This window comes from Legionella lansingensis, assembly GCF_900187355.1.
In the GTDB taxonomy this organism is placed as follows: Bacteria; Pseudomonadota; Gammaproteobacteria; order Legionellales; family Legionellaceae; genus Tatlockia; species Tatlockia lansingensis.
Genome location: NZ_LT906451.1, coordinates 980774 through 1004645, shown reverse-complemented (window position 1 = coordinate 1004645; position 23872 = coordinate 980774). Strand labels below are relative to the sequence as shown.

Sequence of the window (23872 nt, the reverse complement as noted above, 5' to 3'; positions counted from 1 at the left end):
AAGTAGCGATGGTTATGCAAAATAATGATAAGCCCCTGACAGCACTGAATTTTCATGGTGAGAATTAGTGAGATCTCTTTGATTAGTTTAAATTTGTTATAAATGCAAACGAGATCTAAACACATGATGAGGATCATATTTTTTCTTAAGCCTCATCCAATCCTCGAAATAAGTACCAAAGTGCTTCTGCCAGTACGATTCATCCAAATTGTTGCCAAGATAGCCTGAAAGATAACGCTTGCCACCATTTTGCAAAAAAAACTCATCTAACATCTCTATTGTTTGCAAGCAACTTGGGACTAATTTCGGATGCACCCCAGGATTTAAAATCATCACCTCGTAGACCTCCTTATCTGTAGGTAGCATGAAAAAACCGGTGGGTAATTGTTCAGGCATCGGTACTATTTGTAGTATCAAAGCATAATGAAGGGGTAGTTTTTCCAATAAATTATCAAGATGAGCTCTTAGTATCCTACCAGGAACAAAGCACTCATACCAAGGATGAGCAAGCTCCCATTGTCCAATCAATTTCATTGCTTCAAAACGCGAATCATGGCGATACAAATAGGACTCAATGGCTTCATCTTGTATATGAAGTATTTTCCATGGACGCAAATGTTGACCAAAATCATCCAATTGGGGAGGTGTACCGTCATACTCTTTTGAAACATGCAACACATACAACCATTGAGCAAAGGGCAAACGCTTCCCTGCAACCAATTTGGCACCTTGCATAGCTGGAGAACAAAAGGTTTCAATATAATCCGCGTGTTGGCGGACTTTTTGTAGATCTTCTAGCCATTGTTCTTGCTCAAGGTAGAGCAAAAACATCGTTCTCACATTTTTTAAGCAAGAACGCAATTTTATACAAGCTTTTGTTATGACTGCGAAGCGTCCTTGACCAGAAAGACAAGCTTTAAATAACTCAGATTGAGAGTCAACAACCTTCAATTCGCCTGCTACCGTCATCACTTCTAGCGCTTCAACGTGAGCACTGACGCTGCCAAACTTGAACGATGAGGCACCTACTCCTCCTGCAGATAAAACACCGCCAACCGACAAATGACAATTGTATGGTAGAACATAAGGAATTTGAGATTTTTCCAGCGAAATTTGCAGCATCGTTGCCCAACTGGCATTACTATCTACCCAGATTAAATTTTGCGAATACTCATGGGCACTATTGAATTTTCCTAAATGTAAACTAACTCCACCATCAACAGGAAGCGACTGACCTCCTTGACTTAAACCATTCCCTCTTATCGTTAACGGAAGCGAATTTTGGTGAGCATAATTCAGAAATAATTGCAGTTTTTCTAGTGATTGCGGAACATAAACAGCAATAGGATTAGCTTGTACTAACTTACCAAAATCATGGGCATATGAAACAAGCGTAGGCTCGTCCTTGAGCAGCGCTTGTCCAATTTCTTTCTCACAGTGCTTTATCTGATGCATATTCCAATGCATTTGCTGCATTTTTTTCCTTTTCTTTAGCCAATTGCAGTCGTTTATTACATGCAAGAATTAGTCCATCAAACATCCTGCTGAAAGCATCATAACATCTATCGATCATCTTAAGTGCCTTACGACGAACATCGATAGGTACTGGCCACTCTACTAGCCTTCGTTCCATCTCTTCTTCAAAGATGGCATGTGCCATTTCTACTTCGAGATGTGAACTTGAGAAATATTTGAGATTTTTATCTTCGCCCGTTTTTTTCACTTGTTTGACCACCTTTTCAAAAAAGACATGGCCAGAAGATTCCAAAGTGAGCAATAAGGCGATATTCAATATTTCGTTATCCATTTTATAAATCTCAGACACGATAGCATAAGCTGCATCACGAGTAATCTGAGATTCTTTACTGTACAGCCAAGCTACGTCATCTTTTGTACATGATTTATTACTGGACACATTACCCAAGTATTTCTTATCGTGCAAAAACCACTTGTCATGACCAGCATCTTCTAGACGGTGGTGACGAGCAATTTTTTTGAGATAAGGATCAGTGACTCTTTCTTCATTCAGACGTAAGATATCTTGGAAAGTCATTGCCCAGAATGTTAATTCAGGAACAAAATAACTGATCTCCTCTATGCTATTTAGTTGAGCAAGGGTATCAAAAAAGGGATGATTCATAAATTCTTGTTGCTTAGAATCAATATAAGCTTGTATCGTTTTCATAGTCGTTGCCTCCGAGGCATAATTTGTTACTCAAATATGGTATTGCACTCCGCATGCCAAAAATTTTTACTTTTTGGTTGTTATTTGCTCTAAATTTGCCTGAATTTTTCTTTTTTGCAGGGCAAAACCTCGGAAAGCGACAAAAATTTGTCTCCGAAATCGGGGGTTGTGACAAAATTTTGGCCAAATTAATCCTTTAAGTTAAATGACTTTCCGTTCTTAACCTTAAATTCGCCAAATTTTTGTCGTATTCGTCCATGAGATCATCGACTGTTTTCCAGTCTATCTCTTCAATAGTCCTCACTTTTTCACAAATTTTCTTTAACATCTCCTGTTGTAGTTCCCCACATGCCCTTGCTTTGGCATAAGGGGTGTTTGTAAACATGACCAAGACGTGTTTTGAAACATAGCGCTCTGGGTAACGATGCATTAATTCTTGTTCTGTTTGTTTGCGTAAATTAAATTTTTCATCCCGAATATCGCTTTGGATTTCATGGTAATTGTCCATTGACATTGCCGCTACTGCATCTGTATTGACTTTGCGAGAAGTAAAAAATGCTGGTAGCACTTGCTTCCAATTATCGTGATATTGATCTAAAAGTTCATTTAAGATGCGACAATCTTCAAAGGCACTATTCATTCCCTGACCAAAAAAAGGAACGACAGCATGCGCAGCATCGCCTATCAATAAGCAATGATCCTCCACATGCCAAGGAGAACATTTAACCGTACTTAAATGACCCGTTGGATGACTAAAAAATTCTCCAATTAAATCGGGCATTGTCTTAAAAGCATCAGGAAATTCCCTTTGAAAAAATGAATTAACAGCCATTTCATTATTAAGTTCTGCAAAACTATTCTTTCCTTCGTTCGGAAGAAACAAGGTTCCTGTAATGGAATAATCGCGATTGGGATTGCCAAGAAGCATGAAAGAATCTCTTGGCCATAAATGTAAATGTTCTGGAACAAAATCAGTGGAAAAGCTTCTAGAAATAGTTAGCTCTTTATAACCATGCGGTAGAAAATCACGTGAAGCTTCAACAAGATGCTGCTTTTTTAATGCTTCCCGAACATGAGAGGCAGCACCATCAGCGCCAATCAGCAGATCATACGTTTTAACGACCTGCTCTTCCCCATGTTGTTCAAAATGCAACAATTTTTTGTGTACATCAATATCCACTAGCTTCCTGTTGAAATGCAAATGAATGCGAGGAATTTGTTCAGCAGCATTAAGCAATAACACGTTTAATTCACTGCGATGGATCGCATTAATATATTCTTCCTGATGGCGGCCAAATGCTTGAAATTTTATTTGGCCATTAGAAAGATGAATGGCACGAGCACGCATGGGGACCATGATTTCTTTAACCTGTGTCAATAACGCCGCCGCAGCTAAACCAGTAAGCCCACGACACGACAAAGCCAAATTAATTGATCGCCCCCGATCCATTCTTTCTACACGAATGTCAGGTCTCGATTCAAACACATCAACCTCATAACCTCGCTTGGCTAAATAGAGCGATAATAAAGTCCCCGCTAACCCAGAACCAATAATGGTTACGCTTCTCATCCTTCTCTCCATTGCCTACCCCAGGGCTATTAAAACTCGCTTACACCAAGTTTCAATACCTTGGACTTGCTTTCCTTAACACATCTGTCACTATCCCTCGGCAAAGTGACTAAACCAATGACTTCTTCTTTAGCCAATCATAACTAATTCAACATCACAACCCACAAACCTCCAGTTTTCATGGCAATCGTTTGAGAACTCAAACCGTAAAAAGATCCCAGCAATAATTGTACCTATTTGATGGATATAGCTTGTTTTTCGTTCTGTCCACTCCCTTAACTGTACTGACATTAAGCTAAGGATTTTTTTCTATCCTCTAATTACCGCTCCCGGACTCGATCCGGGATCAGACCGCGGTACCCATGACATCATGGACCCCGCGGTCGATGCCGGGGATTCGAAATCAATTAACTTAATGCCAGTGAGCTGTGGGAAGCGGATGGTAGCGGATGGTAAAATGAGAGGGTTAATCTTTATAGCTAGGATATTCTTTCAGGAAATCCTCTAAGACCTCAGGGGAGTTGGGGGCTTGGAAATAATACCCTTGAGCGTAATCGCACCCATGCTGTATCATGAATTCTTTTTGTAGCTCTGTCTCTACTCCCTCAGCCAATACTTCTAAATTCAAGCTATGTCCTAGATTGATAATGGCTCTTGCAATCGCCGCATCATTTTCCTGGTTAACTAACTCAGAGATAAACGAACGATCAATTTTTAATTTGTCTACAGGAAATTGCTTTAGATAAGACAAACTAGAGTATCCTGTACCAAAATCATCAATAACCAGTTTTACTCCCATATCTTTTAATTGATACATTGTTTCAACAGCATGCTCGATATCATCAACCAATAAGCTTTCAGTCAGTTCAAGCTCTAAGTACTTTGCGGATAGCCTAGTTTCTTTTAAAACCGCGCGAATCACTTCAGGCAATTGACTTTGACGAAATTGACGTCCAGAAATATTTACTGCAATGGTTAAATCTTTATATCCCTGTTTATGCCAGTTTAATGTTTGTATACAAGCTTGTTCTAAAACCCATTTGCCAATGTCGATGATTAAACCATTTTCTTCGGCCATGCCAATGAAATCAACAGGTGAAACTTGGCCTAATAGATGACTATTCCAACGTAATAATGCTTCAAACCCAACAACTCGATGCTTTTTCAAATGAATAAGAGGTTGATAAACCAGGTAAAACTCATTATTTTTCATAGCATCCCGCAATGCATTATCAAGTTGCATATGGTTGATGACGCGTCTGTTCATCTCTTGTTCAAAAACACGATAATTATTACGTCCGCTATCTTTCGCATGGTACATGGACAAATCAGCACTTTTCATTAAGGTTTCATAGTCCAAACCATCTTTAGGATAATAACTAATCCCGATACTGCCAGTTATTTTTAAACTGTGTTGATCAATTTGAAATGGCTTTTCTAAAAGAAATAAGATTTCCTGTGCCATTTGCTCTGCCTGCGATTCCGTACTGAGATCAGGTAAAAGAATAACAAACTCATCGCCCCCCAGACGTGCAACGGTATCAAAATCGTTGGTAGCGATGAGTAACCGATTGGAGACCGCTTGCAGTAATTTATCACCAATGCTGTGGCCGAGCGTATCATTTGTCATTTTAAAGCGATCGAGATCAAGAAACATGAAACCAAGTAAAGTATTCTTCTTTTTGGCCTGCAGAATAGCTTGTTCAACCCGGTCCATTAACAAAACTCGATTAGGCAATTCAGTAAGGGAATCGTGGGTAGCTTGCCTAACCAACTGCTTTTCCATTTCACGACGTTGAGTTATGTCATTGATAATGCATACAAAATGCTTGATTTTACCGAATGAGTCACTAACCGGTGCAACACTCAATTCCGACCAATACATTTCGCCATTACGACGGTAGCTTTCAAGCTCGACAGTTTCTTCACGCTCTTCTCGGATAGCTAAATTCAACCTTTTTTGGTTAACTTGATCGATTTTACTACCAATGATTAATGAAATATTTTGACCAATCGTTTGTCTTTCACTATACCCAGTTATGCGCTCAAAGGCTCTATTAACATAGATGATTGGTTGCACTGCTCTGGTAATATCTATTATGGCCACACCGTGGGTACTGGCTTCAATCGCTCGTTCGCGAATACGTAACTCATCATTAGCCATTAACTTCTGGGTTACATCTCGAAAACTGTAAACACGACCAACGATTTCTGATCCAACCCTTTGAGGTTGAGTATAGCGTTCAAAAACACGACCATCTTTAAAATGTAATAAAGGTAGCTCACCTTCCCACTCTGGGTTTTCATATAAATACTGAACATCGGCAATGACCGCTGCGGGATTGCTTAATTGCTCCAGAATGTAATCAAAACTGATACTTTCAGTCCCTACCTCCAACATATAGGATGGTATACGCCACATTTCCACAAATTTTTGATTCCAATCCACTACCTGACCTTTGCCGTTGACCATCATGATGCCATCAGCAGTTGACTCCAATGTGGCCCGTAAGAGTGACAGCGATTTTTCCAGCTCGATATTCTTTTCAAGAATTTCGCTTGTTTTAATTTTAATATTTTCGGAAAGTGGAGCTTTAATGGAGCGCTGGAACTCCGGTTGATTGCTATACCATTTTTCAAGAAGCGAAGACAACTCCGGGGTAAAAGACAGGATCCCCAACTCTTCACAAACATTCGTTAGAGAGGGTTCCTTCCCCCGCTGTTTTACAGACTCTGCGGCAGAGGCAACTTTTTCATAGCTAATTTCTTGCCTAGGCATCCATCCCTCACTAGAATGACATCATTTTGATGTACTGTTCTTAAAACTTAATAACTGGTTAATTCAGTACTTATTATTAAATTATTATATACTGCTCTGGTAATTTTTGCCGGGCAGTGAATTTGCAACAAAGGAATTCCTATGGACAAGACTCATTTTGATACCCGTGCCATTCATGCGGGTCAAACACCTGATCCTAGTACTGGCGCAGTAATGACGCCAATCTATGCCACATCAACTTATCATCAGAGCGCCCCAGGAATCCATAAAGGCTACGAGTACTCGCGTACGCATAATCCAACAAGAAAGGCTTATGAAGACTGTGTCGCTAGTTTAGAGTCAGGGGAACGTGGATTTGCCTTTGCTTCAGGGATGGCGGCGATTAATACCATAATCGATTTATTAGATTCTGGTGATCATGTAATTGCTACAGATGATCTCTACGGTGGGACATTCAGGTTATTTGATAAGGTTAAAACACGTACATCAAACCTGTCTTTCTCTTTTGTCGATATGGCGAATAGCAAAAATATTGAAGACGCAATTCGTCCTGAAACTCGAATGATTTGGGTAGAAACCCCATCTAACCCTATGTTAAAACTCGCTAATTTACATGAAATTGCAACACTGGCAAAACGGCACAATATTCTTACCGTTGCTGATAACACATTTGCCACACCCTGGATTCAACGACCACTCGAAGCGGGTTTTGACCTGGTTGTACATTCAGCGACCAAGTATTTAAATGGTCATTCTGATGTTGTGGGTGGAATCGTTGTTGTTGGAGATAGCCCTGAATTGGCCGAACGAATGGCTTTCCTACAGAATTCCTGCGGAGGAATAGCTGGTCCTTTTGACAGTTTTCTTGTCTTAAGAAGCTTGAAAACCCTATCCTTACGTATGCAGCGTCATTGTGAAAATGCCAGTGCTCTCGCCCAATGGTTAGCAGCACATCCTAAAATTTCCAGGGTGATTTATCCAGGCCTGGCCAGTCACCCGCAACATGTTCTGGCCAAGGAGCAAATGCACCATTTTGGCGGGATGATTTCTATGGTAATTCATGGAGACGTGCATACAGCCACACGGTTCTTATCACGCTGTGAATTGTTTACCTTGGCTGAAAGTTTAGGCGGAGTAGAAAGTTTGATTGAACACCCGGCTATCATGACCCATGCTTCTATTCCAGCTGAAACAAGAAAAACGTTAGGGATTGATGATGGTTTTATCAGACTTTCGGTCGGTATCGAATACATCGATGATCTGATTGCTGATTTAGATTACGCTCTCAAAGGTTGTTAAGTAAGGAAGGAGAAACCATTGAAAAAAGCAAAACGTATAAGAGGCCAGCTTCACGGTTTTCTGGCCATAGGAATACTGATTCTGTCTACCTCCTTGGGATTTATCCCTATACTTTTGCTAGGGGTATTAAAACTTTTTCCTAATCGTCATTGGCAACTTTTTTGCACTAAAATGGTGGATGTAGTGGCCAGTTGGTGGTCAGCCATCAATAGTGCCTATATCAAACGTACCCAATGCATCACTTGGGAAGTTGATGGCCTAGAGAATCTCAGTCGCCAAAACTCATATCTAGTGATCGCTAATCATCAAAGCTGGCTTGACATCGTGGTACTACAACATCTTTTTAATCGTAAGATACCTGTTTTAAAATTTTTTATTAAAGATCAACTGAAATGGGTTCCTCTTCTGGGGTTCGCCTGGTGGGCAATGGGATGCCCTTTTATGAAGCGTTATTCCAAAGAATATCTGGTGAAAAATCCCCATAAAAAAGGCAAAGATCTGCTTGCCGCTAGCAAGGCCATCGAACTATTCAAACATGCTCCAGCAACAATCATGAGCTTTGTAGAGGGCACACGTTTTAGTATGCAAAAAAGCAAAGAACAAAAGTCACCCTATCAATTTTTATTAAAGCCAAAAGCAGGCGGACTAAGCTTTGTCATCAGCACAATGGGACATCAATTTACCAGTCTACTGGATGTAACCATTATTTACTCAAACGCCAAACATTCCCTTTGGGACTTCTTATGCCGCAGAATTGATGCCATTAAAGTACACATTAGACATTTACCTATCCCTAAACAATTTTTAAGCCCCTCATTAATCGCAGATGATAAGGCTCAAGAAGAATTTAGGAATTGGCTAAATAATAGTTGGTATGAAAAGGATAGATTAATTGCTAGCTTAAAAGCTTAGGAATGCCCCTCACCCTACTCTCCCCCCTTGTGGGAGAGGTTGACGCGCGTAGCGCGGCGGTTGATGGGTAATATGAGATTACTAAGCAGGAATGGCTCCATAAAAAGACAAATACCATTGCACAAAATGCGAAATGCCTTGTCGAAAATCGACTTTAGGCAAATACCCAAGCTCGTCGTGCAAACGATCTGTATTAGCCCAGGTTGATAAAACATCTCCAGGTTGCATAGGCAGAAATTCTTTAATCGCCTTTTTGTCTGTCATCTTTTCAATTTGCTCTATATAGTCCAACAAATTCACAGGCCTACCACAACCAATATTATAAATTTTATAGGGCGCATAACTACTTGCAGCATTTGGATTCATTGCTGACCATGCTGGATCAGGGGCAGCAATTTTGTCAATTGCCATTGAAACACCTGCCACAATATCGTCAATATAAGTAAAATCTCGTTGCATATGACCATGGTTGTAAACTTTTATAGGCTTGCCTGCAAGAATATTACGAGTAAATGAGAAAAACGCCATATCTGGCCTACCCCATGGACCGTAAACAGTAAAAAACCGCAGGCCTGTGGTAGGTAATTGATATAAATGAGAATAGGAATGGGCAATAAGTTCGTTTGCTCTTTTTGTCGCTGCATAAATAGTTAGAGGGTGATTAACCTCATCACTTTCTTTATAGGGCTGCGCTTCATTTGCACCATAAACAGAGCTCGTTGAGGCATAAACCAAATGTTCGACCTGATGATGCCTGCAGGCTTCAATGATGGTGGTAAAACCAACTACGTTTGATTGCACATAAGCATGGGGATGACTTAACGAATAACGAACACCTGCTTGCGCTGCCATGTTCACCACGCGTTGAGGCTGATGTTGCTTGAAAATGGCATTTATCTTGTCAGCATCAGCAATATCTACTTGGTAGAATTGGAAATTTGAATAAGCTTGTAATTGCTGCAAACGGGCTTGTTTTAAGCGAGTATCATAGTATTCATTCAGATTATCCACAGCAATCACTGAATCCCCACGCTCTAAACGCAGTTTTGCTAAATGAAAGCCAATAAACCCAGCAGCACCAGTGATTAACAAACGCATAGTTAGTCCACGAATTCTAATTGTGAGGGAGTATACTCCCTATCTTGTTAACTGCAAACCAGGCTCTCCGAGAAGTTTTTCATGTCTAACATTAGCATTTCTATAAATCTTTCCTTTGAGTATACTAACTTGCCATTATCTTACGATGTGTACCATTATGAACTCATTACAATCGACCATTGAGTTGGGTTTTGACCAACGCCAAGAACTGACGCCAGACACAGCTCCCAAAGACATCATTGATGCCGTAAATGACGTTTTAAGAGGTTTAGATCAAGGGTATTATCGAGTTGCCGAAAAACAAAACGGGGAATGGGTTGTACATCAGTGGCTCAAGAAAGCCGTACTCCTTTCCTTTAGACTGAACCCCAATCGAGTAATTGATGCAGGCTTCACAAAATTCTACGATAAAGTCTCACTTAAATTTGCAGAATTTGGCCTTCAGGAATTCCAAAACACCGGGGTACGCGTTGTTCCTCATGCCATGGTTAGGCATGGAGCATTTATCGGCAAAAATACAGTGCTAATGCCTTCTTATGTCAATGTCGGCGCTTACATCGATGAAGGAGTAATGGTTGATACCTGGGCAACGGTAGGTTCTTGTGCACAAATTGGAAAAAATGTACATCTCTCTGGAGGGGCCGGTATAGGCGGTGTTTTGGAGCCTCTACAAGCTAACCCTACCATTATCGAGGACAATTGCTTCATAGGAGCACGTTCAGAAGTCGTCGAGGGGGTTATTGTTGAACGTGATTCCGTTTTGTCAATGGGAGTATTCTTAGGTCAAAGCACAAAAATCTATAATCGTTTAACCGGTACGATCACCTATGGCCGGATTCCTGCAGGTTCAGTTGTTGTCCCGGGAAATCTGCCCAGTGAGGACGGGCATTATAGTCTTTATTGTGCTGTGATTGTAAAACAAGTTGATGAAAAAACACGTGCAAAGGTTAGTATTAATGAGCTGTTAAGAGATGTTAAATGAATAAAATAAAAACCCTGCTCACTAAACTTGTGGAATTCCCCTCGATTACGCCCAATGATGCCGATTGTCAAGAGTTTATGATTGCTTTTCTTGAAGGACTGGGTTTTCAATGCCAGCGCTTTAACAATCCACCTGTCAGCAATTTTTTTGCACGCTTGGGTCAAGGATCCCCACTATTAGTGTTTGCTGGCCACACCGATGTCGTTCCAGTAGGTGAAGTGGACAAATGGCGTACAGACCCATTTATTGTGGAAGAAATTGATGGCCTCCTTTATGGCCGTGGCACAGCAGATATGAAAGGAAGTCTTGCCTCCATGATGCTTATGGCCACACGCTTTGTGGAAAATCTCTCTCATTTTACAGGAAGTCTTGGCTTTCTCATTACCAGTGGAGAAGAAGGCGATGAATTTGCTTTAGGAACCCCCTATGTTATGTCTGAGCTCCATAAGCAAGGGGTTAAACCCGATTTCTGTGTAATAGGCGAACCTTCAAGTAGTCAATTATTGGGAGATGTTATTAGAATCGGTCGACGTGGATCATTAACAGGCAAATTAATCTTGCACGGAAAACAAGGGCATGTTGCCTACCCTCATCTTGCTCAAAATCCCATCCATAATATAAGTCCGGTTCTTGCAGAGCTAACTTCAAGAACATGGGATACAGGCAATCAATATTTTCCACCAACCTCCTTGCAAATTACTCATATTAAAGCTGGTGGCCATGGGGGTAATATTATTCCTGGTGAACTAACCCTACATTTTAATTTCCGATTTTCAACTGAGCAATCTGCTGATACATTGAAAGCAGCCGTCGAATCCTGTTTTAAAAACCATGGATTACTACCTACTATCGAATGGACATTGAATGGCGAGCCTTTTTTAACGGCACAGGGCAAATTGTTGGAGAGTTGTATTAGAGCTATTCAGCAAGTGACTAATAGAACCCCTGAATTGTCAACCGGCGGAGGAACTTCAGATGGCCGCTTTATTGCACCCTACGGGGTTGAAGTCATTGAATTAGGTCCATTGAATGGAACCATTCATCAAGTGAATGAATGTGTGTCATTGAACGACCTGGGTGTTTTGAGTTCTATTTACTACAGTATCTGCGAACAGCTTTTACATTGACTTAACCGTAACCATGATTAGGTTAGTCAATCTTCACGGTTATCTTTCTTCGTGTTAATATCTTATTATGGTTTTTGTTTTTACATGTTGATAATATGTTGGTCACAGAAAACAATCTAAATAAAGTAACTCTTTTATTAGATGCAGGAAAAAAACAAGAGGCTGTCAATGAAATAAAGCCAATTATCTTCGACTTCTTCACCGATGTCCAAAATGCCAGTGGCGCTTGGGAATACTCAGGCACGCAAGTGGGAGAGAAGTTGCAAGCATTATTAAACAGGATTCGCAGCGAATGCCCGGCCGAATGCCAAGTATCAGATTTAGAAGTGCTACGTTTTCAGGTAGGTGACCGAGTGTATGGCTATAACATAGATGAATCAGCCATATTGTTTGCATTATCACCCTTTTTGGGAGAGGGTAACCTCATTATCGATCATTTAAATGATCACTACCGCATCCAAAGTTCCACTTTAAGCTCTGAGGAGAGTTTGTATGGATATAAAATTTGGCATGGCAGCGATGTTTCCTCTGGTCTTCAAGAACATCTTGTGGAGGGTTATGTTGAATTCTATCAAGAAGTGCCCAAACTCGCTCCATTACCTCGATACGAGATTTCAGTCAAAGATATGTCTCAGATCACAAAAGAAAACATTACAATGATTGATCGAGCATGTAAAGCGGGGATCTTAAAAACGCTTTTGGATGGGAAAACCGTTCACTTCAATGTAGACCAGTACCTTCATAATCCTGATTTTATTAGTCAAGCGCCTGCCAAAAAAGACAAAACGTCTGGTGGCCCAGGGTTTTATACTGCAAAAGAGTTACGTTTTGTTAAACGACTCACTGACACTTACCCAGAGCTCGCTAAAAACATCAAATTTTACGATAAGGGTGTCGAGGTGCAACCTCCATGGATTACGCACTCGGCACAGTGGCTACAATATAAGAGTAAAGGACATGGGGTACAAGAGACAATAGCTGCGATTGCTTACTCTTCAAAAAATAAGAATCTCCGTGAAGCGGCGCTAAGCGTTTTAGCTTCTGCAACTACCGCTGCAGTCAGTGTTTTATCTGATATTGCAGTGTCTGTAGATGCGACCAAACAACTATAGGTCATCAGAGGAGCCAGAATGTTTGCACCATCTGAGTTTAAGACAAAGGAATTTAAAGGATTATTAGCTAAGACCTGGAGCCCCCTAGAGGAATTGAATAAAGAGTTAAAGAAATTACAGAATGAAGTTCATAACGACGAACTTGAAATGACTATTGCACTTATTGATGAGGTATCGTCATTTAAAAAAAGTAAAAGTGAGATAGTATTACAATACCTTTCTGTCGTTATGCTAGAGGTGGCTTACTCTTTGGCAAATATCAAAGATGAACATCATCTTCTATCTAACCATGCAAGAGAAGCCCTGGAAGAAATTAATTACATCACGAAACATTTCGAGACAATGTTTAGGGACGTCCCTAAACATTGCAGTAAATAGCTACTCCGTCACCAGTTCAGGGCTAATAGCAGGCAGCTGTTGGGCCAAGTATTGATCAGCATTCACTTTTTCATTAACAACTTTGGCCACACAAGAATCAGACCAAACGTTTAATGACGTTTCAAGCATATCGATAAGACTATAAAACGGTAAAATGACCCCCATTAAGGTAATAGGTACATTCATACTGGCGAGCAAACTAGCGCTTAAGAAGAAGCAACCCATTGGAACTCCAGCATTACCTATTGCTGCTATAGTGGCAATCACCACCCACAATGCCATCATAGGCAAGGAAATGACGATACCGTGATTTTGCATAAGGTAAATAACTGTTGCAAAAATAAATGCCGCACAACCGTTCATATTCAGGCTGGTGCATAGCGGTAATACAAAACGGCTTACCTCAGGCTTAACTTGTAAGTTTTTCTCTGCCGTTTCCATAGTCACAGGTAGTGTACCCACTGATGATTTTGAGAAAAAAGCAACAGACAGCGCAGGCAACATGCCTTTAAAAGCTGCGAAGGGTTTTATCCCTTGTGACTTTAACCATAATGGCAGGACAACTAACCCTTGAATTAAGTTCGCAAGAACGACAATTAGCAAATACTCCCCAATCCCTTTAATTGCCACACCATCCCGCAGTTGTACTACCGTTGTGGTAATAAATCCGTATAAACCTATAGGAATAACTGCGATAATCCAATTGGTTATTACCATGAACAGTCCATGCGCTCCACGGAAAAATTGCGTAATAGTCTGTCTAGCCTCAGGCTCAGGAATAAACCGTATAGCCACTCCCACGACTATCCCAATCAACAATACGCCCATAACCTGATGTTCTAAAAAAGGTGCCAGAATACTCGATGGAATAAGGTTAGCAATATGCTCGAAGTAGCCAAGTTTGGTGGTTTCAGGAGCAACCGGGGTTTGCTTTATAATACCAACCATACCAGGCTGAATAAGCAAATACAAAAGACAGCTAATTGCTGCAGCAATCAGGGTTGTCCCCAATGTATAAGACATGGCTCGACGCCAAATTTTTCGCATGGCACCATCCGCACGATAATTGGCTAAAGTGACGATGATGGAGAGAGCGATAATGGGTAAACTAATGCATTTAAATATCTTGATAAAGACATCTGCGATAAATAGCCCAAATGTTTTTAATAAAGGGAAATCCGAATAACCGCTAAGTAAACCAAGAATGATCATAATAGCGTATAACACTGGAGTACTTAACCACTTTTTCTTTGAAGAATGTTGTGCACACATGACTGAGTTACCTTCTAGAATTCATTAATTGGGGTGCGGAAAATAAAGAGTTAGCAACAACAGCAGCAGCAAATATGGGAGAAGAATGCCGGAGAAGAGATTACTGTGTATGAAGGTAAATCAGAAGGGTCGTGCATAATCATCATGAGTTAGTTTATTTTTTGTACAGAGAGATCATATGCTAACATATTTTCTTTTTAGGTCAAGTTAATTTTGCACGAAATTCCTTTTGCAGCTATAAAATTGCTTTAAGCGCACTATTCTCGCATAAGCTTGTGCGATACGTTCCGATGATATTACTTTTAAACTGACAAGCTCTTCTATCTTATCGATCACTTCACCGGCAGTAATTTCTCCTAATTGATTAGCAAAAATTAACATGTCAGCTCCTGCATTAATCGTTAAACACAACGCATCCTGCAAAGAATAGTGTTTGGCTATAGCATGCATCTGTAAATCATCACTAATGACTACACCGTCAAAACCAAGTTCTTGTCGCAATAGGGATAACATTGTTTTTGATAAGGTCGCCGGTAAGCCACTAGGATCAAGCTTGCGGTTAATGACATGGGCTGTCATAACCATTGCCGGAAAACTCTTCTCCTTGGCCATAATCCTATAGGGCTCAAGCTCAGCCGACTGAAACGTGTCAGTGACATCAACAAAGTCAGCATGAGTATCTCCCAAGGCACTACCATGACCTGGAAAATGTTTGTAGCAACAAACAATCTCATGTTTAGCATGAGTATCCACAAATGATTTAGCAATCGCACTAACCCTGTCGGGCCGGGAAGAGAAACTACGTCCTAACTTCCCTATGATGCCATGTTCTTTTGTGAGCTCTAAATCCACCACTGGGGCAAAGTTAAGATTAAAACCTAAGGATTTTATATTTTCTGCCATCTTATTAGCTTCAATACGAAAATCCGTTCTTGAAAGCATGGCTTGTTCACAGGGACTTATCGTAGACGTACACCCCGGCACATGCTTTAAACGATCAACCGTCCCTCCCTCATAGTCAATGGCGATAAAAAGAGGGAGTTTCATTTGTTGATGACTTGAAAGTGCAGCTTGCTGAAGTTGATTCGTCAAATGTTGAATTTGAGTACGATCCACGAGATTCTTACCCTGGCGTTGCTGGCTTACATCATAGTCAAATAACAAAACACCGCCTATCCCATCCTGATTTATCCAACGTCTGACAGGACTGGATTGATCAATTGTTGTTCCTGAGAACCCCATGATTAGCATCTGTGCAATTTGCTGTCTTAAGGTTGTCACCTATAACCCCTCTCTCTCAGCCATGAAGGAGGATAATACAGTGTCATTGCTGCGAATGAAAGCCTTCTTTATCTGAGTTCCAGAACTACCAAGTTGACTTATACGTGAACGCTTGCGTTACCGTATAAGTCAATTTCCATGTTTCATTCCTAAGTTGAGCTTACAGACTCTATTGTGGTGGTGGTGGAGGAATATTTTCCCAGCCACAATCGCAATTTCCAACTGCATCTGGGGGAAGAGGTACAGCCGCAAAATTAGCAGCAAAACAAACAGGAATGTTCCAAGCTGTTTCCTTTGGACCTATAGAGGCTGGCAAAGACCAGTAGCGTATCGATTTGTAGGTTTTGCCGATCTCACTTTGCCAAAATACAGGCTGATAAGTCGCTTGATAATAGAATCGTTGCGCAGGTTCACAAGTGAATAACTGTCTTCCCCAAGATTTTCCCTTAGGGAGATCAATGGTTAAAATTTGTTTGTTTGTCGTTGCATCGATGACAATAACCTTTACTTCATAGTTAGCCCAACAACTATCCTTTGCTAGAGTAAAAAAACATGGGAAAGCAAAAAGTTTTGCTGAAGACATAACGCATAGAATGGCAAGAGTGATTTTGGTAATCATATCTATTCATTACGCTAAAAAAGATACTGTAATTATATACTATCCCTATGAATTCCTGATATTCCTACTCGCGGTTGATTTCCTGGGTAGATGAGTATATTCTTCGCGCTTGAGGAGAGATGGCCGAGCGGTCGAAGGCGCACGCCTGGAAAGTGTGTATACGGCAACGTATCGAGGGTTCGAATCCCTCTCTCTCCGCCACTACTATCAGGAAATTTATAACAAATCTCTCTATGAATGCACAATTAATAGACCTTTTCTATCAGTGCGAAGACTATTTCTTCAAAGCGATAAGCCGAGAATCCTTCATCTTAGAGAATGAGACTGCAGTTTATATAACCGGTGTGCCTGTAGCAAGCTTAAATCTTGTTGTCATGCATAAGGACATCAATAACCTCAAAGATTTTCTTTGCGAGTGCGACCAATTTTTTTGCGCGAAAAATTTACCCTGGGCTGCGGTACTCTCTGAACATTATTTAGAGCATGAACTGGAGGAATCTTTGGCTCGTCTTTACTTTGAAGACGCTGAAAATGCAACACCAATGGTTATTGCGATTAATAAGAAACCGCAGTTTGAACCGCAAGTGGATCGATTAGTTAAATCGACTGACACGAATTTAAAAGCCTGGATGTTACCCTTGATAGAAGCTTTTCATTCCACAGAAGAATTAACCGCTCTTTATCTACAAACTCATGAACACGCACTGAGTAAACCATCACAACTGCGCCATTTAACCTTGTTTATTGATGACGACCCCATATCCTCCCTAACGCTTTCTTTTACCAACAATGTTGCGCGCATCGATGATTTTGGAACCGTACCTTCTTATCAAGGAAAAGGTTACGGCCGCTATTTATTGTCTTACGCTTTAGAAGAGGTAAAAAAATTAGGAGTAGAGCTTTGTTTTCTAGAAGCAGCGGAAACCAGTTTGTCCCTATATAAAAAAATGGGGTTCACATCACTTTTTAGAAGAAAATACTTGTGGAATTTCTTGAGGTAGCCATTCTTTTAAAACCCTCACCCTACCCTCTCCCACAAGCCCACAAGGGGAGAAGGAAAAAATGCCTCTCCCCTTGTGGGAGAGGTCGACGCGCGCAGCGGGACGGGTTAGGGAAACCAAAACAATTCTAATCTACCCTCATGAAGGTCTAGCAAAAAAATCAGAAGCGATTGCCTGCTCCACCTCTTTTTTAAGGTATCCATTCCCACACATTTGCACGATTTTAGTTAAAATTTGCTTTTGAACCTCAAGCTGCACCGCAGGTTCAAATTGACTGGGATCTTGCTTGCTAAGTTTGCAAAATACCTTTATTTTTTGAGCTAATGGCTCGCTTGGGAGACGAAAAAAGCTATGCTGAGCATGCCCTTGGGCAAACACTCGTGCAACCTCCCTAATACGAACAAAATCTTTGGCTCCTTTATTGGTATATTTTTCTTCAGAAGTCGTCACTGGATGAGGCTTCGCTCCTAATACCTCCACAATGCTTAAAGCATGCTCAGGATCCTCAAAAAGTAGATCAAAATTCCTTTGATCAAGTTTGTCGCTATCGAATAAACAGGTACAAGCACTTTCTACCACTCGGAAAAATTGAGCATGCTTAATTAATTTTTCAATATTCGGAAGATTGAGAAGTTCTGCACTTTCTAGATCAGCTAATAGATCAAGGAGCTCTACTCTCATTAATTTCTTACTCAATAATTCTTGGCAGAGGATATTCTTCTTTGTCAGCTTAGCGTTTGTCTGCAATAATTCATCTTCTGCATTAAAAAGTTTAAGATCAAGATAGACCATGATACTGCCCACAATCGTCGCATTTTCTGGGTCCCTCAGTGCCAGTTCTTTCGTTTCGGGAGAATATTGACCATCCTTTAATTCTTTTAACAAAAAAGCAAGGTCATCTGCGTATCCTGGAGTGCGGCAGATGACTCCTAGATTGTCTTTATCCATTAGATCGTTTTGCAGGAGATTTCCCACTCCATCAAGAAATTTGTCATAGCATTCAGGGAACTTAAATATTGTCTCCAAAATGGGTTGAACTAGATGGGGACTGAGTTTGAACGTCTTTAATTTTTCGAAAGCTATTGCTATTTTTGTGCCAAACCCAGCAATAATACTTACAATGATGGCATCCAAATTATATTCTGTATTCCAGCCAGTCTCACGAAATATAAATCCCTTTATTTGACTGAGCTCATCGAGGATCTCTGAAAGCAATAAGCTGTCTTTCTCGAGATTGCATATGGCTTTTAAATGGGGTGCAATCAAGTTAGGATCAGTACTTTCAAGTCGTAACAAAATATTGTAAATAGAACCGATGTAAATAGAACAAGGCAAATAATCCCAAGCTTCTTTGCCGATTTTATGCTTATCCAAGAGCAATATTGTGTTAGCCATTGCAGTCGCTGCTTCTGCTTCACATTTGGCCACTAATAACACTGTTTCCTGACAAAGCAAGTTTGCTTTTTTTAGAGACCTTATGTCTTTTAACTTTGGTTGAATCGTTGATAAATCGATCTGTTTTATCAATGTTCGCAGAGGCTCACCAGTAACAACACCCTTTAATAAAACGATAAAATGAGATAACTCATCAGCAAATTGTTTATTTGTTTCGATGAGCACAACCGTCGTCATGGTTAACCGTTTGTGATCTTTCAACCGTTGCAGTGCCTCCCTCCCCCCTAATTGGTCTAAGAGGCCATCAAGGGCTTTACTGCTCTCTGAATCATTCCAAGTATTTTTTCCGAGGCAAATTTTGACCAATTTCAAGTGTTCTTCGGGTGTTAAATCCCTATTTTCTTCTTTAATGGGATCATAAAATTGACGTAATTCTTCGATATGAGGCTCGCCTTTTAGATTACGGCGGCTGAAGCCCTTGTTTGCATCATAACCCTCAAGACATTCTTTAATTTTTGAAATCTTCATTTAGAAATCCTATCTTTGTATTTATTCCATACCTCGTTGAGGAAACTTGAGGCAAGCATCTTGCCTGCAAGAAAATAGCTTTAGCCTTACCAAGAGTCAATAATTAACCGTTAATTATTGGTTAATAACAAATTCAAAAAAATTTGAGCTAAGCGTGCAAAATATCAAGCGATCTTCTAAATTCACATTCAAAATAATTGATCTTATGGAGCACAGATTGATAGCATTTCATCGTAATTGAATTTTTGATTATCATGATGTATGTTATTTGAATTTATAGCTCTGATATCATCAAAAATGCCAGGTAAAACACGAACCAACACCCCTGCTCGTTTGCAAGACATTGTTCTTGCAGCAATCGCTCAAAATCCTGATTTGAGCATTAGCATCATTCACAATAAAGAATATGAGATTCCTCATATTAAAGAAGCTTTAATAAATAGTCTTTTCATCCAACTCTTACCTGTAGAGATACAGTGTGAGATCATCTCTTTTCTGCCTATCCAAGACTGGGAGTCGTTATTTAAAGTGAGCAAAGCATGGCAGCAACAAGTGGTTACTGCAGCAAACCTTTATCTTAATTCCATCAAGAACCAGCTAGCGCCAATTCAAAATTATAACTTCGAGAGTTTGATGAAAAAGTTAATGAATCAAGTTCACGCTTATGACGGTCAAGCCAATAATTACGGAAGACACCCTAATCGGTCCACCCAGATTAACGCTTTATTCCAACTAAATGATGAGATTCCCTGCTTAACAAAACCTCTGGCAAAATTATTTCACTGTCAGAAAAAGGTGGGTGAGATTCAAAGCGCTATAGAAAAAGAATATTCCTATGGCTCATTCTTTGTCTCTATTCCCCAAAACAGTCGGTTGTATAGCATTCTCCTGCCGGTCAGTACAGAATGCCGAAAATTAACCCAGCGGCTTAAAAAAGCAATGGAATGTGCTAAATTTTCTCCTGAGCACCCTGTTGCCAAACTATTTTCTGATGCTCTTTTAGAAATAAAAAATCTGCAGAGTCTCAAAATGGAAATTGAGTCCGGTCGCGAAGAAGCTTCTTTGGCCTTATGATAAATAGAACATTATAAAACGTCGTTCGTCATACTTGATTGTCGCGTTTGCCAATCTTTTTGCAACAAACGATACAGAACATGCCACGAAAGAGGATGCTCAATAGGTAAATTGGGATGATGAAAATCATCCTTTTTATCATGAGACAACCCTATTTTTTGCATGACCCGCTGTGACCGTTTATTCCTCTCTGAGGTAAAAGAAACAATTTCCTGCACGTGTAACTTGTCGAAAGCATAGTCCAACACAGCCTTGCCTCCCTCAGTGGCCAATCCTTGCCCCCAAAATGATCGAGCCAGACGCCAGCCAATTTCGACACAAGGAGTAAAATGTGCTGTAAAAGAAGGGACATTTAAACCGATAAATCCAATAAACTCTTTTGTTGCTTTAAGTTCAGCTGCCCAAAGACCAAATCCATGACGTTGAATGTGTGCTTGTATTCGTTCAACCATAGCCCTTGTTTCTTGTTCTGTAAGCCTGGCGGGAAAATATTTCATGACTTTGCTATCAGCATTCATTAGAGCAAAGGGTAAAAGGTCAGAATCTTGCCATTCTCTAATTACGATACGCTCAGTTGATAAGATATTCATTTTAATCCCAAAATTTTTTATACCGTCATTGCGAACGAAGTGAAGCAATCAAGTACAAATCTTTGTTCAAAGTTCGATCTGGGTTGCTTCGCTAATGCTCGCAAAGACACCATTTTGATTTTTTGTCTATGCGAAGCTAAATCTATACATCGTTGACCCTTTAACAGTTTCTCATAGCAAAATAACCACTCTTATAAATTAGTGATTCACTCAAAAAAATAATTCTTGCGTTCTAAGCTTTTTTCTTATAAAAATCTCCTTCTGTGTATTTTGACGTAAAAATTTATGGACAAAATACAAAATTATTGTACAATTTTTCGGGCCATTCATCCTTCACTTTGAGAGAGATTAAACAGTTAGTGAGTACTCATAACAAAGGCAGTGCCGCGCCAATAAACGATGGCGGTTACAGAAGAGGTCTTAAAGACCGTCACGTTCAATTGATTGCATTGGGCGGAATTATTGGCTCCGGCTATTTTCTAGGAACAGGCGCAGTTGTCAACCAGGTCGGCCCTTCTGTTTTTATCGCCTATATGCTTGGCGGTTTAATCATCTATCTAACCATGCTCTGCATGGGAGAACTTGCTGTTGCAATTCCGATTTCAGGCTCATTCATCACGTATACCGCTGATTTTATCTCTCCAACCATTGCTTGTGGTGTGGGATGGTCTTATTGGATCAGTTGGGTCGCTTATATACCAGCAGAGTGCATTGCAGGTGGGATCATCATGCAACATTTTACTGGAATAAATGGCTATATCTGGGCTGTTTGCTTCGGCCTCCTGATTACTTATATCAATATTGCCAAGGTGGGTACTTTTGGTGAGATTGAATTTTGGTTGGCTATTATCAAAATTGCCGCCCTTATGGGTTTTGTTGGGCTATCGGTTTTGATTTTCTTTGGTATCATCCACGGGCCACAACCAGGTGGGATTATTGGCGGTAAGTTTATTTTTGATCAAGGAGGACTCTTCCCTAATGGGCCTATGGTTTTGCTAACAGCCATGGTTTTACTGCTCGTGAATTATCAGGGCTCTGAAATTATCGGTCTTGCTGCTGGAGAGTCAATTAATCCAGCTCGGATGATACCACGTGCAATTCGCACAGTAACGTTTAGAATTCTCTTTATCTATATCATCCCGGTTTTTTGTTTGGTTTTGATTTTTCCCTGGCAAAAAGCAGGACTTGCAAATTCAGTATTTGCCGATGCGCTTGATTTCTACGGCTTAAAGTGGGCAGGTGTGGCTACCAGCTTTGTCACCCTTAGTGCTACTCTTTCTTGTTCAAATTCGGGCGTTTATGGCATCGTGAGATCATTAAATGCGCTTGCTCGCAATGGTATGGCACCACATAAATTAAGCAAGTTAAATCGCAATGCAGTCCCACAAAACGCAGGCATCGTCACTTTAATTGCGATTTGGTTATTGTTGGCCGCAGGCTATTTTTTTGGTCAGTCCATGCTATATATTGCTCTTCTGCTTGTCTCAGGCTTTACCGGAGCCACCGCTTGGATTTCTCTCTGTTGGGCACAAATTAATTTTCGCAAACGCTTATATAAAGCAGGTTATACCACTGAGGATTTAAGTTATAAAACACCAGGCTCCCCTTATACCGGCATTGTCGCTATTATTCTGATGTTAGCCTGTATGACTTTCCTGATTCTAAATCCTGATCCAAGCTATAAAATCGCCTTTGTAATGGGAGTGATAAGCTTTGTCGGCCCCATCCTAATTTACAAAATTGGAGGCTTCGATAAGCGTCGGCATCTCATCCCACAAACAACTAATTTGCAATTTAAGGATGTTTTTCCTGAGCGCAAGAGAACTAGTCCCCCACGCATAAAACTCTCGCAAGGGAAAGCTTTGTAGACATTTTCTAAACTATTGTACATTATATATCTTGCCAGTTTGTAAGCCTTCCACACTTTTACTATAAGCCAGGGCCACACGAGCAGCAGGCACGGGCTCATAGCCTCTGAAATATTCTGCATAATTTTCCATTGATTCAGCAATGACAGTTGGGCTAACGCAATTAATACGTTGTCGTTTTGGCATTTCTATTGCCGCTGCGATAACAAAGGAACGCAAAGCACCATTAACCAGTGACGCCGAACAACCATAACGAATTGGATCATCACTTAAAACACCACTCGTTAAAGTAAACGAGCCGCCTTCATTTACATAATGCCTTCCTATTAATACCGTATTCACTTGTCCCATTAGTTTATCTTTTAAACCAACGCTAAATTCCTCTTCATCCATTTGCATGAAATCACCAAAATGCACCTTACCCGCCGCCACAATTACTGCATCCACCGACTTAATTTTGTTAAACATTTGCTCAATTGAGTGTTTATCCTTAAGATCAACGTTAATATCACCTGAATTAAAACCCGCGCTAATCATTTCATGACGTGATTGCAACTCATTTACGATGGCTCGTCCGATGGTGCCAGAAGCCCCGATAATTAGTATTCTCATAATCAAATCTCCTAAACAAATTCTCTAAAGTGTGTCGACAATGCCCCCAACACGTGCCGCGAACAAGTCGCGGCACGTAGGTTTGGTACCAATTATCAACACACCCTAAAATTTCTTAGAATTTAGTTTGTCAGAAAAAAGTATTTGTTTCTACACTGGTTTTTTAGCTCAGCGTAATTTATAGCTAAAA

Annotated in this window: 20 protein-coding genes and 1 tRNA gene; 10 read left to right on the top strand and 11 right to left on the bottom strand. The window is 40.4% G+C overall.

All coding sequences use genetic code 11. The features are described 5' to 3' along the window. Window positions 1-96: 96 nt before the first annotated feature. From CKV79_RS04580 to CKV79_RS04565, 4 genes are all read right to left on the bottom strand, one after another. Window positions 97-1476, bottom strand: coding sequence for an FAD-binding protein (locus CKV79_RS04580; RefSeq protein ID WP_028374401.1), 1380 nt, complete (start codon window positions 1474-1476; stop codon window positions 97-99). Beyond that, on the bottom strand, window positions 1433-2185 hold the full coding sequence (locus tag CKV79_RS04575; protein WP_028374402.1) for a hypothetical protein: 753 nt from the start codon (window positions 2183-2185) through the stop codon (window positions 1433-1435). Before CKV79_RS04575 ends, CKV79_RS04580 begins: the two co-directional genes overlap by 44 nt. A 196-nt stretch (window positions 2186-2381) precedes the next feature. Further along, window positions 2382-3755 (bottom strand): FAD-dependent oxidoreductase, encoded by a 1374-nt coding sequence (locus tag CKV79_RS04570; protein WP_028374403.1) that lies wholly within the window; start codon window positions 3753-3755, stop codon window positions 2382-2384. Window positions 3756-4221: 466 nt separating this feature from the next. Continuing rightward, entirely contained in the window at window positions 4222-6534 is a 2313-nt protein-coding gene (locus CKV79_RS04565; RefSeq protein ID WP_028374404.1) for a bifunctional diguanylate cyclase/phosphodiesterase, read from the bottom strand. A 141-nt stretch (window positions 6535-6675) separates the two neighbouring features. Here CKV79_RS04565 and CKV79_RS04560 point away from each other — a divergent pair, with 141 nt between their 5' ends. Continuing rightward, window positions 6676-7833 (top strand): cystathionine gamma-synthase, encoded by a 1158-nt coding sequence (locus CKV79_RS04560; protein ID WP_028374405.1) that lies wholly within the window; start codon window positions 6676-6678, stop codon window positions 7831-7833. A gap of 18 nt (window positions 7834-7851) precedes the next feature. Then, window positions 7852-8745 (top strand): acyltransferase, encoded by an 894-nt coding sequence (locus CKV79_RS04555; RefSeq protein WP_028374406.1) that lies wholly within the window; start codon window positions 7852-7854, stop codon window positions 8743-8745. A gap of 81 nt (window positions 8746-8826) precedes the next feature. Here the strand turns inward: CKV79_RS04555 and CKV79_RS04550 are convergent, their stop codons facing one another. Further along, window positions 8827-9843 (bottom strand): NAD-dependent epimerase, encoded by a 1017-nt coding sequence (locus CKV79_RS04550; RefSeq protein ID WP_028374407.1) that lies wholly within the window; start codon window positions 9841-9843, stop codon window positions 8827-8829. Between the two features lie 157 nt (window positions 9844-10000). Between CKV79_RS04550 and dapD the strand changes: the two genes are divergently transcribed. The 4 genes from dapD to CKV79_RS04530 all read left to right on the top strand — a co-directional run bounded on the left by dapD (window position 10001) and on the right by CKV79_RS04530 (window position 13442). After that, a complete protein-coding gene (gene dapD / locus CKV79_RS04545) occupies window positions 10001-10825 on the top strand; it encodes a 2,3,4,5-tetrahydropyridine-2,6-dicarboxylate N-succinyltransferase (RefSeq protein ID WP_028374408.1) in 825 nt (274 codons plus the stop codon). Continuing rightward, window positions 10822-11952: a succinyl-diaminopimelate desuccinylase gene (dapE, locus tag CKV79_RS04540; protein WP_028374409.1), complete on the top strand. Its 1131-nt coding sequence runs from the start codon at window positions 10822-10824 to the stop codon at window positions 11950-11952. The genes dapD and dapE overlap by 4 nt, the downstream gene beginning before the upstream one ends. Window positions 11953-12047: 95 nt before the next feature. After that, entirely contained in the window at window positions 12048-13064 is a 1017-nt protein-coding gene (locus CKV79_RS04535) for a hypothetical protein (RefSeq protein WP_028374410.1), read from the top strand. An 18-nt stretch (window positions 13065-13082) separates the two neighbouring features. Next, on the top strand, window positions 13083-13442 hold the full coding sequence (locus CKV79_RS04530; protein ID WP_028374411.1) for a hypothetical protein: 360 nt from the start codon (window positions 13083-13085) through the stop codon (window positions 13440-13442). Here CKV79_RS04530 and CKV79_RS04525 read toward each other — a convergent pair whose 3' ends face one another. From CKV79_RS04525 to CKV79_RS04515, 3 genes are all read right to left on the bottom strand, one after another. Continuing rightward, on the bottom strand, window positions 13443-14714 hold the full coding sequence (locus CKV79_RS04525) for a dicarboxylate/amino acid:cation symporter (RefSeq protein WP_028374412.1): 1272 nt from the start codon (window positions 14712-14714) through the stop codon (window positions 13443-13445). Between the two features lie 207 nt (window positions 14715-14921). Then, entirely contained in the window at window positions 14922-15995 is a 1074-nt protein-coding gene (locus tag CKV79_RS04520; protein WP_028374413.1) for a glycoside hydrolase family 3 protein, read from the bottom strand. 169 nt (window positions 15996-16164) lie between these two features. Beyond that, complete coding sequence (locus tag CKV79_RS04515; protein WP_028374414.1) at window positions 16165-16614, bottom strand: hypothetical protein; 450 nt, start codon at window positions 16612-16614, stop codon at window positions 16165-16167. 113 nt (window positions 16615-16727) lie between these two features. On the opposite strand from CKV79_RS04515, the gene CKV79_RS04510 reads away from it, so the two are divergent. Beyond that, window positions 16728-16815 (top strand) — tRNA-Ser (locus tag CKV79_RS04510). A 32-nt stretch (window positions 16816-16847) separates the two neighbouring features. Continuing rightward, window positions 16848-17615 (top strand): GNAT family N-acetyltransferase, encoded by a 768-nt coding sequence (locus CKV79_RS04505; RefSeq protein ID WP_028374415.1) that lies wholly within the window; start codon window positions 16848-16850, stop codon window positions 17613-17615. Window positions 17616-17753: 138 nt separating this feature from the next. Here the strand turns inward: CKV79_RS04505 and CKV79_RS04500 are convergent, their stop codons facing one another. Next, window positions 17754-19538 carry a hypothetical protein gene (locus CKV79_RS04500; RefSeq protein ID WP_028374416.1) on the bottom strand — a complete coding sequence of 595 codons (1785 nt, stop codon included), beginning with the start codon at window positions 19536-19538 and terminating at the stop codon, window positions 17754-17756. Between the two features lie 297 nt (window positions 19539-19835). Between CKV79_RS04500 and CKV79_RS04495 the strand changes: the two genes are divergently transcribed. Then, window positions 19836-20612: an F-box protein gene (locus CKV79_RS04495; RefSeq protein WP_157737133.1), complete on the top strand. Its 777-nt coding sequence runs from the start codon at window positions 19836-19838 to the stop codon at window positions 20610-20612. 11 nt (window positions 20613-20623) lie between these two features. Here the strand turns inward: CKV79_RS04495 and CKV79_RS04490 are convergent, their stop codons facing one another. Continuing rightward, window positions 20624-21202 (bottom strand): GNAT family N-acetyltransferase, encoded by a 579-nt coding sequence (locus CKV79_RS04490; RefSeq protein WP_028374418.1) that lies wholly within the window; start codon window positions 21200-21202, stop codon window positions 20624-20626. Between the two features lie 359 nt (window positions 21203-21561). On the opposite strand from CKV79_RS04490, the gene CKV79_RS04485 reads away from it, so the two are divergent. After that, a complete protein-coding gene (locus tag CKV79_RS04485) occupies window positions 21562-23070 on the top strand; it encodes an amino acid permease (RefSeq protein ID WP_095141846.1) in 1509 nt (502 codons plus the stop codon). A 12-nt stretch (window positions 23071-23082) separates the two neighbouring features. On the opposite strand, the gene CKV79_RS04480 is transcribed toward CKV79_RS04485, so the two are convergent. Further along, complete coding sequence (locus CKV79_RS04480) at window positions 23083-23682, bottom strand: short chain dehydrogenase (protein WP_028374419.1); 600 nt, start codon at window positions 23680-23682, stop codon at window positions 23083-23085. Between the last annotated feature and the right edge of the window lie 190 nt (window positions 23683-23872).

What these genes read in the sequence shown, in the direction of transcription:
- CKV79_RS04580 (WP_028374401.1), bottom strand. Translation starts at nt 1,476, where the DNA reads ATGCAGCAAATGCATTGGAATATGCATCAGATAAAGCACTGTGAGAAA.
- CKV79_RS04575 (WP_028374402.1), bottom strand. Translation starts at nt 2,185, where the DNA reads ATGAAAACGATACAAGCTTATATTGATTCTAAGCAACAAGAATTTATG.
- CKV79_RS04570 (WP_028374403.1), bottom strand. Translation starts at nt 3,755, where the DNA reads ATGAGAAGCGTAACCATTATTGGTTCTGGGTTAGCGGGGACTTTATTA.
- CKV79_RS04565 (WP_028374404.1), bottom strand. Translation starts at nt 6,534, where the DNA reads ATGCCTAGGCAAGAAATTAGCTATGAAAAAGTTGCCTCTGCCGCAGAG.
- CKV79_RS04560 (WP_028374405.1), top strand. Translation starts at nt 6,676, where the DNA reads ATGGACAAGACTCATTTTGATACCCGTGCCATTCATGCGGGTCAAACA.
- CKV79_RS04550 (WP_028374407.1), bottom strand. Translation starts at nt 9,843, where the DNA reads ATGCGTTTGTTAATCACTGGTGCTGCTGGGTTTATTGGCTTTCATTTA.
- dapD (WP_028374408.1), top strand. Translation starts at nt 10,001, where the DNA reads ATGAACTCATTACAATCGACCATTGAGTTGGGTTTTGACCAACGCCAA.
- dapE (WP_028374409.1), top strand. Translation starts at nt 10,822, where the DNA reads ATGAATAAAATAAAAACCCTGCTCACTAAACTTGTGGAATTCCCCTCG.
- CKV79_RS04535 (WP_028374410.1), top strand. Translation starts at nt 12,048, where the DNA reads ATGTTGGTCACAGAAAACAATCTAAATAAAGTAACTCTTTTATTAGAT.
- CKV79_RS04530 (WP_028374411.1), top strand. Translation starts at nt 13,083, where the DNA reads ATGTTTGCACCATCTGAGTTTAAGACAAAGGAATTTAAAGGATTATTA.
- CKV79_RS04525 (WP_028374412.1), bottom strand. Translation starts at nt 14,714, where the DNA reads ATGTGTGCACAACATTCTTCAAAGAAAAAGTGGTTAAGTACTCCAGTG.
- CKV79_RS04515 (WP_028374414.1), bottom strand. Translation starts at nt 16,614, where the DNA reads ATGATTACCAAAATCACTCTTGCCATTCTATGCGTTATGTCTTCAGCA.
- CKV79_RS04505 (WP_028374415.1), top strand. Translation starts at nt 16,848, where the DNA reads ATGAATGCACAATTAATAGACCTTTTCTATCAGTGCGAAGACTATTTC.
- CKV79_RS04500 (WP_028374416.1), bottom strand. Translation starts at nt 19,538, where the DNA reads ATGAAGATTTCAAAAATTAAAGAATGTCTTGAGGGTTATGATGCAAAC.
- CKV79_RS04495 (WP_157737133.1), top strand. Translation starts at nt 19,836, where the DNA reads ATGCCAGGTAAAACACGAACCAACACCCCTGCTCGTTTGCAAGACATT.
- CKV79_RS04490 (WP_028374418.1), bottom strand. Translation starts at nt 21,202, where the DNA reads ATGAATATCTTATCAACTGAGCGTATCGTAATTAGAGAATGGCAAGAT.
- CKV79_RS04480 (WP_028374419.1), bottom strand. Translation starts at nt 23,682, where the DNA reads ATGAGAATACTAATTATCGGGGCTTCTGGCACCATCGGACGAGCCATC.